The sequence below is a fragment of the Streptomyces poonensis genome, assembly GCF_014650915.1.
Lineage (GTDB): Bacteria > Actinomycetota > Actinomycetes > Streptomycetales > Streptomycetaceae > Streptomyces > Streptomyces poonensis.
On sequence record NZ_BMVW01000002.1, the window covers coordinates 723,600 to 737,285 of the forward strand.

A 13,686-nucleotide genomic window follows, 5' to 3' on the forward strand; every position below is an offset into this window, starting at 1 on the left:
GCTAGCAACTGCGGTCGACGGTCTCGCCGGGCGTGACGAGTCCTGTCTCGTAGGCGAGTACGACGGCTTGGGCCCGGTCGCGCAGGGTCAGCTTGGCGAAGATCCTGGCCACATGAGTCTTCACCGTCGCCTCGCTCAGTGTCAGTTCCTGGGCAAGTTCGGCGTTGGACAGGCCCCTGCCCATGAGGGTCAGCACTTCACGTTCGCGCGGCGTCAGTACGGCGAGGTCACGGTGGACAGTGAGGCTTGTCGAGCCAGGAGCGGTCCGTCCGGCACTGGAGGCGTGGCGTTCCACCAGACGGCGGGTGATCGAGGGCGCGAGCAGTGCGTCGCCGGTGTCGACCAGGCGTACGGCGGCGGCGAGATGTGCCGGGGTGACGTCCTTGAGCAGGAAGCCGCTGGCGCCGGCTGCGAGGGCTGCGTAGACGTAGGAGTCGAGGTCAAAGGTGGTCAGCATGATCACTCGGCAGCCGGGGGCCTGTGCGAGGACGCGGCGGGCGGCTTCCAGGCCGTCCATGTTCGGCATGCGGATGTCCATGAGGACGACGTCTGGACGCAGGCGGCGTACGGCTCGCACGGCCTCGGCTCCGTCTGCGGCTTCGCCGACCACGTTGATGCCGCGTGCGGTCAGGATGAGGCGGAAGCCGGTGCGGACCAGCTCCTGGTCGTCAGCGATCACCACGCGGGGGGTGGGGTCGGTGGGTGTGGTCATGGCCGGTCCAGTGGAATCCGGGCGCGGACGCGGTAACCGCCGCCCAGGCGGCGCCTGGCGTCCAGGTCGCCGCCGTAGACGGCGACCCGCTCCCGCAGGCCGAGCAGCCCGCGTCCCGCTCCGTGGGGCCGCTCCGCGGCCGGGCGGCTGCGGGGTCCGGAAGCGTCGCCCGACAGGACGCTCGGTCCGCTGTTCAGGACTTCGACGCGCAGATAGTGCTCCGCGTACCGGACTGTCACCTCGGCTTTCGCTCCGTCGCCGTGCTTGAGGACGTTGGTCAGCGCCTCCTGGATGATCCGGTAGGCGGTGACGTCGATGCCGGTCGGCAGCGGGCGAGGTTCCCCGGATATGCGCACCTCCACGGGCAGGCCGGCGAAGGCTATCCGGTCGATCAGTGGACTGAGCCGGCTCAGGCTCGGCTGGGGTGCCAGATCCTGGCCGTAGGGTTCGTCGTCGCCGCTCTGCGCGGGGGCGAGCAGGCCGAGCAGGTGCCGTAGCTCGGTCATCGCGGTCCGCCCGGCGCCCTCCACCGCACTCAGCGCGGCCTCGGCCTCGTCGGGCATGGTGGCCAGCACCTCGCGGGCGGCCCCGGCCTGCACCACCATGAGGCTCACATTGTGGCTGACGATGTCGTGGAGTTCGGCCGCGATCCGGGCTCGCTCGGCGTCGACCGCGGTCCGCGCCGCGCTCTCCCGCTCGCGCTCCAGCGACCAGCCGCGCTCTTCGATGGCCGCCCGGTGCCGCCGCCGTGCCCGGACGAGCGCCGCACTCAGGACGATCACCGCGGCGCACGCCGCCGCCAACGCCGTGACCAGCCAGATCAACCCTGAACCCCCCACCGCACAAGCCTCGCAGCCCAGCATGCCGTCCGCGTCATGCTGTGGATCCAGACACCTACATCCCCAGGATGACCCGCGGGACCGGTTACATCCGGTGAGGGACGTCACACCTGCCCTGCCGCTTTTAGGTTCATGCCATGACAACTGATCTGCACAATCGCCCGCCACGGACCGTCGTGCGGCTGGACGACGTCCGCAAGGAGTACGGCGACGCGACGGCCCTGGACGGCGTCTGCCTGGAGATCCGCGCCGGGGAAGCGGTCGCGGTGATGGGGCCCTCCGGGTGCGGCAAGTCCACGCTGCTCAACATGGTCGCCGGACTGGACCGGCCGTCGTCGGGCACGGTGCAGGTACACGGCCAGGACCTGGGAGCATTGAACGAAACCGGGCTGGCGCTGTTCCGGCGGCGGCACATCGGCATGATCTTCCAGTTCTTCAACCTGATCGACGACCTGCCCGCACTGGACAACGTCGCGCTGGCCGCCCAGCTGACCGGCGCGTCCGCCCGGCAGGCCCGGCGCCGCGCGCTGGAACTCCTCGACGAACTCGGCATAGCCGACCGCAAGGACATCTACCCGGCGGCATTGAGCGGAGGCGAGCGGCAGCGCGTGGCCGTGGCCCGGGCGCTGATGAACCGCCCGGCCCTGCTCTTGGCCGACGAGCCGACGGGCGCGCTGGACAGCCGCTCGGGCGAGCAGGTCATGGACCTGCTGATCGACCTCAACCAGATCGGGCAGACCCTGCTGATCGTCACGCACGACCCCCACCTGGCCACCCGCTGCGCCAGCCGCCTGATTGAGGTCGCCGACGGCCGAGTGGCCCGCGAGAGCACCCTGGAGCCCGCCGCATGAGCGCCGTGTGGAGGGCCGCGCGGGCGGCGGTGAAACGCCTGCGCCAGCTGCGGACGCGACGCCTTCGTCAGGTCGAACGCTCCCACCGTCGGTGGCGCCCCTGGACGGCACTTGTGGTGGAGCGCATGGTGCCGCCCGGGGAGAGGTACAGGCTGATGATCGCGGCAGCGGTGCTCAGGTGCCGCATCAGGTCATCCGCCTCGTTGAAGTCGAGGTGCTCGCGCCAGGGCTCTCTGTGAGGCCCGTTGCACCTCTGAAGAAGCAGACCCTGACCAAGCGCATCGAGTCCTTCGTCAACTGGGCCACCCGCGAAGCCCTGACCCACGGGCTCCCCGACCAGACCACGTAGACCTGAAGAACGAGTGCTACGAGCGCGTCCGCACGGAGACCCCACAGGTCCCGTGCTCGTCCGGCAGCACCTGGACGCTTTGATGCGTGCCCGGGAAGTGTTGAAGAGGGCGGCCTTCGCGCGTCACGGTTGTTTTGCGAGTCCGCCGGAACGGAGCTCCGCCCAGTCCGTGGCTTGGCGCCCACAGCTGCGCGTCGCCGTGGCCGACGCCGAAGGCCAAAGGGCCAACCGGCCGGGGCCGCTCCGTGTGCTGGTGTCTTCGCGTGGGGTAGTGCGTCCGTGCGACCATCAGCAGCTGCACGCTGAGTCTCAGGCGGGCGGCCGGAGCACGTCCGTGCGCGGTGGCTTCCAGCGCCTGGGTGATCAGCCTTCCGGGGGAGTCGGCCCCGGAGTCGGTGATGTTCTCCGTGGAGGTCCAGTGCCCGCCGCCCTTCCGCTCTCCACGTCCGGAAGTCGGCGGCGACGCGCTTGAGGACGTCGTCCCACAGCACCATGCCGTACTGCTGGGCGTTGCTCTTGGTGACGGAGAGACCTTGCGGCGGGTGCGGGTACACGCGGGATCGAAGGCGAAACGCACGATGCGCTCCCAGCCGACCTGTGGACAGGACGGACTGCACGGCAACCACCGCCGGGTCCGCGTCCCGAGAGGTTGCGGCCGCTGAGACCAGCGTACTCACCCTCGCTGTTCTCGCGGACGACGACCCCGTCCAGTTCGTTGTCGTCGGCCTTGCGCAGCGGGCTGGTGATGCCGGGCAGGAAGCGGACCGGGCGGACGTTGGCCCACTGGTCGAAGCTCTGGCAGATCTTCAGCCTCAGGCCCCACAGGCTGATGTGGTCAGGGGCGGTGGGCCAGCCGACGGCGCCGAAGCAGATGGCGCCGAAGCCCTTGAGCTGGTCCAGACCGCCGTCGGCCATCATCTTCCCGGTGGGGGCGTAGCAGTCGCTGTCCCAGGGGAACTCCTAGCGAATCTCCCGAGCGGGAGCCAGGCATCTGTGCCCAGGTCTCCCGCCGCGACGGTCACCAGGTCAGCAAGCCGGGACGCCTCCGCGTCTCATGCTGACCTCTTGCTGACCCGAGCGACTGAAACATGCCCCTGACCTGAACAGATGACCAAGCAATGGATCTTGGACATGAACGTGGCACGAAGCACGGGGGCGCTTTCGAGCGAGCAGTCGCAAGGGAGCTGAGGGGCGTGATCAGAAGGACCGAACAGTGACACCCGCACCGGGTGCGGCCTCACCCTCCGCCGCGGGTCCGTTGAACGGACCGGGGACGTCGTACGTCTCCTGCGCGAGGCACATCATGGCTCCCCATCGCTCCGACCTCTCAGGAGATTCAGTGCGATCTACTCTCCGACAAGGACCTGCCTGTCTGGTGAGCCTCCTTGTCCTGCTGGGCCTCATAGCGGCTGTACCCGCGTCGGCCGCCCCGCGCTCCTTGACCATCTCCACTGTCAAAGGTTCGGTCGCGGGAGCCTCGGCGGACGAGGTCGACCGTTTCCTCGGCATTCCGTACGCGGCTCCGCCCGTCGGTGCCGGACGCTGGCAGCCTCCGGCACCCGCCGCTGCCTGGACGGGCAACCGGTCGGCCACCTCCCCCGGCTCCCGCTGCCTGCAGTTCGGTGGCTACACGGGCCCGGGGATGAGTGAGGACTGCCTGTACCTGAACGTCTACACCCCGGCCCACCGGAAGAACCGCCCGCTGCCGGTGATGTTCTGGATCCACGGCGGCGGCTTCTCCTCCGGTTCGGGAGACACGCAGGACGGCTCGCTGATCGCGAGGACCGACAACGTCGTGGTCGTCACGATCAACTACCGCCTCGGTGTGTTCGGTTTCCTCGACCTCCCCGGACTGAGCAAGCAGGGCGCGGGCAACTACGGCCTGCTCGACCAGCAGGCGGCGCTGCGCTGGACCCAGCGCAACATCGGCGCGTCCGGCGGGGACGCGAGCCGGGTCACCATCGCCGGTCTATCGGTCGGCGGCCACTCCGTCTGCGCGCTCCTGGCCTCTCCCCCGGCCCGTGGTCTTTTCTCCGGCGCGATCATCCAGAGCGGCGGATGCCCCAGCCACACCGTCAAGCAGGCCGTCGCCCGCGGGAAGAAGTACGCGGCGGCCGCCGGTTGCTCCGCGTCCCCGGTCGGTCTGGCCTGCCTGCGCGCCAAGCCGGCCAGTGAACTCCAAGCCGCCGCGCAGAACTTCACCGGTGGCGCCCTGAGCGGCTCGCTGCCCGTGTCCGGGGTTCCCGAACTACCCGTCGCGCCGCTCAAGGCGGTACGCACCGGCCGGACCGCGAACGTCCCCCTCCTCATCGGCCACACCCGAGACGAAGTGCGCTCGTGGGCCATGCCGTTCGCGAACGCGACGAAGGAGCAGTACGAGCGAGCGGTCCGGATCGAGTTCGCGGACGAGGCCGACGCCGTGCTCGCGCACTATCCGTTCAGCGCCTACGGCGACTCGTACACCGGGGCGTACGCCTTCGGCGCACCGTGGCGTGACAGCAGCGCCTTCCAAAGGCTCGGCGGCTGTCAGTACCAAGACCTGACGGCCAAGTGCGCGAAGCGGCAACCGCGGACGTACCTCTACGAGTTCAACGACCCGCACCCGCCCACCGGCCGGCCCTCGACCGGCTTCGACCCGGGGGCCTCGCACGGCAGCGAACTGTCGTACCTTCTGCCCCGGGCGACCTCGCAGCTGCTGTCTCCCGAGCAGCAGCAGTCGTCCAGGGAGACGGTGCGCTACTGGGGCTCGTTCGTGAGCACGGGAACCCCGCAACCCCAGTGCTCGCCGCCTGGCCTTCGTACCGGGCGGGAACGTTCATGTCCCTGCTGCCGGGCGGTGAGAGCCGGGCCCTGAAGACCGAGGTGTACGAAGCGCGTCGCCAGTGCGCCTTCTGGAACTCCATCGACTATGACTGGCTCCCCGTCAACCCGGACCGACTCGCCGCGCAGGCTGGTGTTTCCCGGTCCTGACCCGGCAGGCTGCCGCTGGAACCTCACGCCGCCGCAGTGCGCGCTCCCGTGGGAGAACCCCGGCCGCCGCACGGCCGGGGTCCCCCGAGGCGCTGAGTGTCGGTCAGCGGGTCGGGTCAGCGCTGCAGGGTGAGGACACCCGGGCGCCACGGCAGCCGGTCGTACTCGCCGCCCGCGGTGGGGGACTTGCCCTGGTAGAGGAACTGCAGGTTGCAGGGGTCGATGGTCATCGTCTGGTCGGGGTTGTTGCGGACCAGGTCACCGTGGCTGATGTCGTTGGTCCAGGTGGCGCCGCTGTTGGCCTTGCCCGCGAAGGGGTTGCTCTCGCTCGCGGCCTGCGGGGTCCACGTCCCGTTCAGGCTGGAGGCCGTGAAGGAGCGGAAGTAGCGCCCGTTGGCGCCCATCGCCTCGACGATCATGAGGTACTGGTTCTGGCCCTTCACCTTGTAGACCTGTACGCCCTCGAAGAGGTTGGCCTTCGTGTCGCTCATGATCGTCGTGTACGACGAGCCGAAGTTGCCCGGGAAGTTCCCGATCGGCATGCTCGCCCGGTAGATCTTGCCGTTGTCCCCGGCGAAGAACAGGTACATGTTCTGGCCGTCGGCGATCAGGGTCTGGTCGATCGGGCCGGTGTCGGAGCCGGAGATGCTCCCGGTGAACAGCGGCTGCGGGGCGGACCAGCCGTTGGGGTTGGTGGGGTCGCTCGACGTGCGGTAGATGAAGGGCCACGCACCCCACTGGTACGCCAGCACCCAGATGTTCTTGGGCGCGAAGTAGAACAGCGTGGGCGCCACCGCGGCCTGGCTCATCCCGGTCTGGCCGGCCGACGCCATGTCCGACCAGTTCGTGAAGGGACTGAACATCATCGAGCCGTACGACGATCCCGACACGTTCGACGCGTAGACCAGGTGCTTGCCGTTGTGCGTCACGGTGGTGAAGTCCTTCACCGCGGCCCACCCGTTCGCCGGCTGCGCCAGCACACCCGTCGACGACCACCGGTACGTCGAGGGAAGCGCGCACGTGCCGTCCGTCGGCGGGTTCCCGGTCAGGCCGGTCCACTTCTGGTTGCTGCCGCCGTTGCACGTCCCGATCTGCACCGCCGTGCCGTTGGCCGTGCCGGCGCCCGCGGCCTCCAGGCACAGCCCGGACTCCACGCCGACGACCGTGCCGTCGGAGTTCACCCGCCACTGCTGGTTCGCACCGCCGGAACAGGTCCAGATCTGCACCCGGGTACCGGCCGTGGTGGCGTGGCCCGGAACGTCCAGGCACTTGTTGCCGTACACGGTCAGCTGATTGGCGTCGGTCAGCGTCCACTGCTGGTTGGTCCCGGCGCTCCAGCAGTCGTGGATCTGCAGTTGTGTGCCGTCGGTCTGGCCGGCGCCCACCACATCGAGGCACCGGTTCGATCCGACACCGCGCAAGGAGCCACTGGCAGCCGCCTGAGCCGGGGTGGCGACGAGCATCGCCGCCAGCGCGGCCAGGACCGCGACCGCGGCGGCGAGCACCGCGGACGGATGTCTGCGGCTGAAACTACCTCTGTGCATGACGTGCATGGAGTGCATGGGGTGCATGGGAATTTCCTTGACCGTGAGTGGGCGGTTCCGGCCGGCCTCGTCAGAGGTTGCCCGGACTGTCGGTGTGGTGCGGTGTGCTGCGGTGGGTGATGGGCCGGTACCGGCCCGGTTCAGGGCGTGGACAGCTCGAACCGCGTGACGCGGACCGAGCCGCCGAGCGCCCGGGTGGCATGGTTGAAGAGGGCGAACCGGTATCCCATGAAGAACCGCCAGTCGTTGCCCATCGAGAAGTCGGGGCCGAGCCGGGTGAACGTGATGCCGTCGGTGCTGTAGGAGAAGGTCCCCGGACGTGCCGCGCCGGGGCGGATGTCCGCGCTCGCACGCAGCCAGATCCGGCTGCCCGGAACGGCCGCGCTCGCGAGCTCGTAGCCGGTGCCGGTGGTGTTCCAGTTGCTGTCCATGGTCAGCCCGCCGACCCTCACCACCCGTGTGGCGCCACCCTCGCGCTTGACACCGATCCACGCGGAGGAGTCCCGCAGCAGCGCCAGTCCGGCCCGGTCGCCGTCCCGCATGGCGGAGTGGTCGAGCTGGACCGTGGCGGTGGAGGTGGGGCCCTGTATGCGGTGCGTGAGGGTGTTGCGGGCCCAGTACAGGTCGTCGGTGACCGTCGCGGTGCGCAGGGTCAGACCGTTGCCGACCGACCATTTGGTGTTGTCCGGGTTGTGGTTCCACTCCCATCTCGGGGCCAGGGCCGTGCCGGTGAAGGTGTCGACGCCGGTCATGGGGGTGACCTGGCGGGGCGGCGGCGGCACGGCCGGACTGGGGTAGGAGGTGCCCCATGCGCCGTTCACCAGTTGGACTACGGGCCAGCCGTCCGAGGTCCAGATGACCGGGGCCAGCGCGGGCACCCGGCCGCCGGGGTAGGCGTCGACGAACGCCAGGTAGTACCAGGCGCCGTTCTGCGTCTGAACCAGTCCGCCCTGGTGCGGGACGCCTCCGCCGGGGATAGGCCCGCGCAGGTCGAGGAGCACCTGCCGCATCGTGTACGGGCCGAAGGGGCCGCCCGACGATTTCAGGATGTACTGCCCGTTCGCGGGGCGGGTCAGGAAGATGTAGTACTGCCCGTTGATCTTGTAGAAGCGGGCGCCCTCGAGGGTGCCGACGCTCGACGGGGTCGTGAACACCTGCTGCGTGCGGACCTGGGTGCGACCGTCGGGGGAGAGCTGGGCCACGCTGATCGTGGTGTTCCCGTACGCCACGTAGAGCGTGTCGTCGGTGTCGACCAGCAACCCCGCGTCGTAGTAGGGCGTGCTGATCGTCGTCAGCCGGTTCCACGGCCCCTCGACGGCCGTCGCGGTGTAGAGGTACGTCCGGGCGAAGTCGATCTGGCCCAGCCAGTAGAACGTCCTGTTGCTCGGACGGTAGGCCAGCGACGACGCCCAGATCCCCCTGACATAGCCACGGGCCCCGTTCAGGTCGTACTTGGCGCCGAAGTCCAGCACCGGCACCGAGTGGCCGGCGATCTCCCAGTGCACCAGGTCGTACGAGCGCAGGACGGGCGCGCCCGGCGAGTAGTGCATGGTCGAGGCCGAGGCGTAGTAGGTGTTCCCGACGCGGATGACGTCGATGTCCGCGAAGTCCTGCCAGATGACCGGGTTCGTGTACTCCCCGGCGGCGGCGTGGGCCGGCCCCTGGGCGGGGGCGGCTGCGGCGCGGGGGGCTCCCGTCAGCGGGAGGACCGTGCCGGCGGCGAGGCCGGTGGCGGCCGTCAGCGCGTGACGACGAGAAAAGGGTTGACGAGTCCATGACATACGCATGCGGCAGGCTCCTTGCGGCTCGATGTGCGCGGGGTGCGACCCGGAGATGCCCTGCTGTGCAATGGAGCGACCCCGGCGCGTTCGTGATATCGAACAACGGTCGGAGTGTCGGGCAACCTGAATGATAAAGAACCGGCGAACGGCGTCAATACCTCTCGCAAGTTCGCGTCCAGTACCGAAACATTTCGCCAGGGAACGGTGCACGTCACACCATTGAATGGCGAGGTCGCCCTGACCTCGGGCGCCGGGGTGGATCAATCATGCGGACGGTGTCGCCACCCGGCCGACCGCGTCTGCGGCATCCTTGACACGCCGAATTTCCGAACGGAGTCCGGAATCCCACCCCCCTCTCCCCCGATGATGAGTCGAGAAGCCCAGGCAGCCGGACGATCTCTCGCCCGTACTCGCGCACACGCGCTCCCTGCAACTGACGGCCGTACAGGACGAGCGTCGTCCTCAGGTCGGGTCAGTAGGCAGGCATCAGGACCGGTGCGGGCAGCCGGCCTGAGCCATCCGGTCGGCGCTCCGGCCGCATCCGCACCGCCTGGTCCTCGACTGCGGCGACTGCGCGTGAGTGAGTGACGGGGAAGGCCGGAGCGGTCATACATGCCGGCCCGTCCCGGCGGCCGGTACCGGTCGGCCCATCGTTTGGCGGTGGTCCGGCCGACCTGGGACCGTTCAGCCGCCGCTCGACACAATGGCCGGCCGTCCTCGACCACCCTCCTGGCCGGGCGCAGCCTCCCGGTCGGAGTCAGCCGGGTATGGCCATAGCAGACGAGAGCCCCCTTGACCAGCGGACGATGTTGCGATCTCCACCGGAACAAGAAGGCCCTCGCCCACGCCGGACGCGTGCCGTCACCGACACGTCGGGACAGCACGCCTGGCGCCGCCGGTGAGGGCCGGGCGGGTCCGCCCGCCCGGCCCTCACCGCGGGCGGTCAGTTACGGAAGGTCTCGTGGGTGATGTAGGTGCCCGTCGGCGGGGTGATGGTGGTGCGGTTGGGGCCGGTCTCCCACACGACGGGGGTGTTGGCGGCCTTGACGATGTACTTGTACTCCACGCCGGTATTGGCCGGCAGGACCACGGTCGCCGACCAGGTCGGGTAGGAGGCCGAGGAGAGCGGCACCGCCTTGTCCGGGTTCCACGACCCGAGCTCCGGGCGGTTCCCGGTCACGTATACCTGCTGGCCCCACTGTGTGTACGTGGTGACGTTGAACGTCGCCACGACGGAGTCCTCAGCCGCTCTCACGGACGGCGCGGACGGCGCGGCCAGCGCCGGCGGGGCCACCAGCACCCCGAGGAACAGGGCGAGTACGGCGGCGAAACCCAGGCGCAGGCGGGTTCGGGGACGGCTGTGGTTCACGAGGAACGTCCTTTCGGATGACGGCGAAAAAGGTCTGTCGGGCCCTGACGGACGCCATCCTTATGACGTGTGCACGTCTTGCGCAAAGATCTGAAAGACTTTTCAGACATAGTGGAACGCTCAAGCAACTGACCTGTTCACGTACCTGTAGCCGAAATGAAAGGCTTGCAGAGTGCTCTCTGAAGCTGTCGGCCCCGGAGATGCCGTCGCCGGGGCGCACCGGGGAGTCGCTGCCGCGTCTCACGTGCCGTTCGTCCCGGAGCACCCCGAGTCGGCCGGAATGGCCGCCCGTGAAAACTCCGGCCGTCAGCCGGGCCGGTCAATGTCTCGATCTGCACGCGACAGGCCCTGATGCCCGGACAGCCGGCTCATGCCGGACGGCAGCCCGGACCGGGCTGGAAGGAGAACAAACCGTGCAGTGCGCCGCACAACTCAGGCCCGGCCGCGCAGGCCCGGCCGCGCAGGCCCGGCCGCGCAGGCCCGGCTGACACCGGACCCGCTGTCGGCCGGAACGCCGGAGCCACACAGACCCTGCACATCCTCGGCGTGGGTCCAGCCGCCCGCGCTGCCGCCCGCCCGCCTCCGGCAAGGCCCAGTGACACCGAAGCGCTGCCGAGCGATACGCCAGCAAGAGGAAGCAGGAAGCAGTTCCGCGCGGTGGCCACCCGCTGAAGGCTCCGCTCGGCCCCCACCGGCCTGAGGAGGCGTGGAGGCCGGCGGTCAGACCGTGACGCGGAGCTTCGCGGGTTCAGGCTCTGGGCCCGCGTTCGCGTTCCTCGGAGGACGGTCAGTTCCCGGCGTCCCCCATGTCGATCACGATCTTGCCCACCGCCGTGCCCGCGCGCAGCCGCTCCACCGCTTCGCCGAGCGCGTCCATCCCGTACCGCTCGTACGGCAGCGACAGCGCGCCCGAGGACAGGTCCGGCAGCAGGCGCAGCACCTCGGGGGCGACCTCCTCGCTGCGGGAGATCATGTTCACGGGCAGGAGGGAGACGTCGGCGAGGAAGAAGTCCGCGAGGTCGAGCGTGAGTTCGCGGCCGGCCGTGTAGCCGAGGAGCGCGGCTCGGCCGCGCGGGCGGACCAGGGTGAGGGCGTTGCGCAGGATCGTGCCGCCGACCGTGTCGATCAGTACGTCGACCTTGCCGCCGATCGCCTCCTCGGACAGGTCCGAGGCGAGCAGTGCCTTGGCGACGCCGGGCACGTGCGGCAGTTTCGCGGGGTGGCCGACCGCGCCGACCACCTCCGCGCCGGCGCGCGCCGCGAGCTGCACGGCCACGGCGCCGACCGCGCCGGACGCGCCGGTGACCAGTACCCGCTCGCCCGGCTGCACCTGGGCGATCGCGTGCACGGTCGCCCACGCGGTGCCGACCGGCGAGAAGTAGATGCAGGCGAGAGCGGAGTCGGTGCCCTCGGGCATGGCCTCCGCGGCCGCGTCCGGCACGAGCACGTGCTCGGCCCAGGCGCCGTCCCGGCTGAGGCCGAGTCCCTCGCCGCGCAGTCGGACCAGAGCGCCCTCGGGGTGCGTGTCCGAGGCGACGACGTAGCCGCTGCCCTGGGTGCCGGGGACGAACGGCAGCTCGGGCAGGATGCCGAACTGTCCGTCGAGGATGTTCAGGTCCAGGTGGGCGACGGTGGCCGCCGCCACCCGTACGAGGGTGTGTCCGGGGCGCGGCGCGGGGACGGCCCGCTCCCCGAGCCGCGGCAGAGTGCCGAACTCCTCAAGGACCAGGGTGCGGGACGTGGACGAGGAAGTGCTCACGTGCTGTGCTCTCCGTTCTTCCCCCGTTGGTCGCTGTGCTTCCCCCGTTGCCCCCGTTGATCACTGCAGCCTCCGTTTACACCTTAGCTCCGTACTTGTGCAGTACACGCAACGCGATCAGGCGCAGCACACGGGAAGCTGTTGCCCATGGCCGGACGGGCGTCCGTGGGGATGTACGGGACGGTCGACGGCAGCACGACGCGGCGCAGGATCTGGCCGCGGCCGGCTCCGAGGCCGGCCGCTGCCCGCAGCTTGGACTCGTCGACGGCCATCACGCCCGCACTGGTGTTGAGCGTGACGATGAAGACGGCCATGTAGAAGATCAGGACCACCTTCGACGTCTCGCCGATGCCCAGCCACACCACGGCCAGGGTCACGAAGGCGACCGGCGGGATGAAGCGGAAGAACTCGGTGTACGGCTCCAGGAGCTGGCGGACGATCCTGATCTGCCGGATGAGCAGGCCGACCGGGGCGCCCACCACGACGCCGAGGCCCCAGCCGATCAGGATGCGGCGGCTGGAGGCGATGACCGAATCGCCCAGGGTGCCATCGGCCACCAGCTCACGGGCGGCCGACGGAGTTGGCCGAGCAGATCCTCGCTGAACCGGGCTGGTACGCGCTCGCTGCCACTCTCGCCGACGCGGAGGCCGCCGGTCACGACCGAGCTGCACTGCTCACCGAAGCTGTGGGGCAACGCGAACTCAACACGGCCGCGTCGATCAGCGATGTCCTCGTATGGCGCCTGCGCCGGGCCGCGGACCTGCCCGCTGACTCGACCAGCATGCCTCACGACGGAGACCCGACAGAGCACTTCATGCGCCGGCCGAGGCAGCGTGGCTCACATCCAGCAGCATGGTCCCACTCGGTTATTTCACCAGCCAGGGATCGGCGATAGGCCCCGGCACGGCCTCGCGACGGCGAGGCGTTACCAAGGCGACGGCCCCGCCGATCACGGCTGTTGAGCCGGTGAATTGAAACAGGTCGGGGCGTCAGGTCACGATCACCAGGCGTACAGGATGGGACGAGGGAGAACGCCAGCATGTTCCACCGCATACGCCGCCGAGCGGCGGAGCCCAGCGAGCTGCAGCGGCGCAGCTACGAGACTTACAGGCGGATGGCCGGCCAGGTGCCGCCGGAGGTCGAACGGACGCGGGCCACGCAGCAGCCCGCTGAGCCGATATCGACAGCGGACGACTTCCTTCCGCCGGATCTGCGCGTGCCGAGCCACGACCAGCTCGACGGCCGGATGATGCCCTGGACGCAGCCGATCGTCCTCGACGGCGCGGTCGTTGCCTGCGCCGGGTGCGGCGCGTACCGGGACTGGCTCATCCTGTCCACTCGGGACCAGATCTGGCTGCGATGCCGCCAGGGACATCAACAGCAGGAGATGCGGCTCGACACCGCTTGGTACAACCGGCACGCCGGCCCTGCGGACGCGCACCACGAGACGTTCGAGGACTGCCTGCGGCACCTCGGCCACTGACTGCCGTCCCTACGACCCCATCGGGCCGC

General features: G+C 69.7%; 11 protein-coding genes and 1 pseudogene. 4 read left to right on the forward strand and 8 right to left on the reverse strand.

Features of this window, described 5'->3' with window-relative positions; all coding sequences use genetic code 11:
- Position 1 precedes the first annotated feature (1 nt).
- Together IE242_RS10105 and IE242_RS10110 are read right to left on the reverse strand one after the other, a co-directional pair.
- The gene (locus tag IE242_RS10105) at positions 2–712 is read right to left on the reverse strand and encodes a response regulator (protein ID WP_189857473.1); all 711 of its coding nucleotides are present in this window, start codon (positions 710–712) and stop codon (positions 2–4) included.
- Positions 709–1,536 (reverse strand): sensor histidine kinase, encoded by an 828-nt coding sequence (locus tag IE242_RS10110; RefSeq protein WP_229858635.1) that lies wholly within the window; start codon positions 1,534–1,536, stop codon positions 709–711. Before IE242_RS10110 ends, IE242_RS10105 begins: the two co-directional genes overlap by 4 nt.
- A 152-nt stretch (positions 1,537–1,688) precedes the next feature.
- Here IE242_RS10110 and IE242_RS10115 point away from each other — a divergent pair, with 152 nt between their 5' ends.
- Positions 1,689–2,402: an ABC transporter ATP-binding protein gene (locus IE242_RS10115; RefSeq protein WP_189857477.1), complete on the forward strand. Its 714-nt coding sequence runs from the start codon at positions 1,689–1,691 to the stop codon at positions 2,400–2,402.
- A gap of 712 nt (positions 2,403–3,114) precedes the next feature.
- On the opposite strand, the gene IE242_RS10120 is transcribed toward IE242_RS10115, so the two are convergent.
- Positions 3,115–3,669 carry an isocitrate/isopropylmalate family dehydrogenase gene (locus IE242_RS10120; protein WP_308436761.1) on the reverse strand — a complete coding sequence of 185 codons (555 nt, stop codon included), beginning with the start codon at positions 3,667–3,669 and terminating at the stop codon, positions 3,115–3,117.
- Between the two features lie 457 nt (positions 3,670–4,126).
- Between IE242_RS10120 and IE242_RS10125 the strand changes: the two genes are divergently transcribed.
- On the forward strand, positions 4,127–5,605 hold the full coding sequence (locus tag IE242_RS10125; protein WP_189857479.1) for a carboxylesterase/lipase family protein: 1,479 nt from the start codon (positions 4,127–4,129) through the stop codon (positions 5,603–5,605).
- 232 nt (positions 5,606–5,837) lie between these two features.
- Here IE242_RS10125 and IE242_RS10130 read toward each other — a convergent pair whose 3' ends face one another.
- From IE242_RS10130 to IE242_RS10155, 5 genes are all read right to left on the reverse strand, one after another.
- Positions 5,838–7,265 (reverse strand): non-reducing end alpha-L-arabinofuranosidase family hydrolase, encoded by a 1,428-nt coding sequence (locus IE242_RS10130; protein WP_030583839.1) that lies wholly within the window; start codon positions 7,263–7,265, stop codon positions 5,838–5,840.
- A gap of 140 nt (positions 7,266–7,405) precedes the next feature.
- Entirely contained in the window at positions 7,406–9,052 is a 1,647-nt protein-coding gene (locus tag IE242_RS10135; RefSeq protein ID WP_229858639.1) for a glycoside hydrolase family 43 protein, read from the reverse strand.
- Positions 9,053–9,989: 937 nt separating this feature from the next.
- A complete protein-coding gene (locus tag IE242_RS10145; RefSeq protein WP_229858642.1) occupies positions 9,990–10,415 on the reverse strand; it encodes a carbohydrate-binding module family 20 domain-containing protein in 426 nt (141 codons plus the stop codon).
- A gap of 787 nt (positions 10,416–11,202) precedes the next feature.
- A complete protein-coding gene (locus IE242_RS10150; RefSeq protein ID WP_189857481.1) occupies positions 11,203–12,174 on the reverse strand; it encodes a quinone oxidoreductase family protein in 972 nt (323 codons plus the stop codon).
- A gap of 83 nt (positions 12,175–12,257) precedes the next feature.
- Entirely contained in the window at positions 12,258–12,731 is a 474-nt protein-coding gene (locus tag IE242_RS10155; protein ID WP_229858645.1) for an ABC transporter permease, read from the reverse strand.
- Between the two features lie 20 nt (positions 12,732–12,751).
- On the opposite strand from IE242_RS10155, the pseudogene IE242_RS39150 reads away from it, so the two are divergent.
- Positions 12,752–13,069 (forward strand): annotated as a pseudogene (locus tag IE242_RS39150) (mobilization protein); the annotation flags it as partial.
- A gap of 144 nt (positions 13,070–13,213) precedes the next feature.
- Positions 13,214–13,657, forward strand: coding sequence for a hypothetical protein (locus IE242_RS10160; RefSeq protein ID WP_189857483.1), 444 nt, complete (start codon positions 13,214–13,216; stop codon positions 13,655–13,657).
- Positions 13,658–13,686 lie beyond the last annotated feature (29 nt).

Excerpts from the sequence above, each read along its gene's own strand:
- IE242_RS10105 (WP_189857473.1), bottom strand. The coding sequence starts at position 712 with ATGACCACACCCACCGACCCCACCCCCCGCGTGGTGATCGCTGACGAC.
- IE242_RS10115 (WP_189857477.1), top strand. The coding sequence starts at position 1,689 with ATGACAACTGATCTGCACAATCGCCCGCCACGGACCGTCGTGCGGCTG.
- IE242_RS10120 (WP_308436761.1), bottom strand. The coding sequence starts at position 3,669 with ATGATGGCCGACGGCGGTCTGGACCAGCTCAAGGGCTTCGGCGCCATC.
- IE242_RS10130 (WP_030583839.1), bottom strand. The coding sequence starts at position 7,265 with ATGCACAGAGGTAGTTTCAGCCGCAGACATCCGTCCGCGGTGCTCGCC.
- IE242_RS10135 (WP_229858639.1), bottom strand. The coding sequence starts at position 9,052 with ATGCGTATGTCATGGACTCGTCAACCCTTTTCTCGTCGTCACGCGCTG.
- IE242_RS10160 (WP_189857483.1), top strand. The coding sequence starts at position 13,214 with ATGTTCCACCGCATACGCCGCCGAGCGGCGGAGCCCAGCGAGCTGCAG.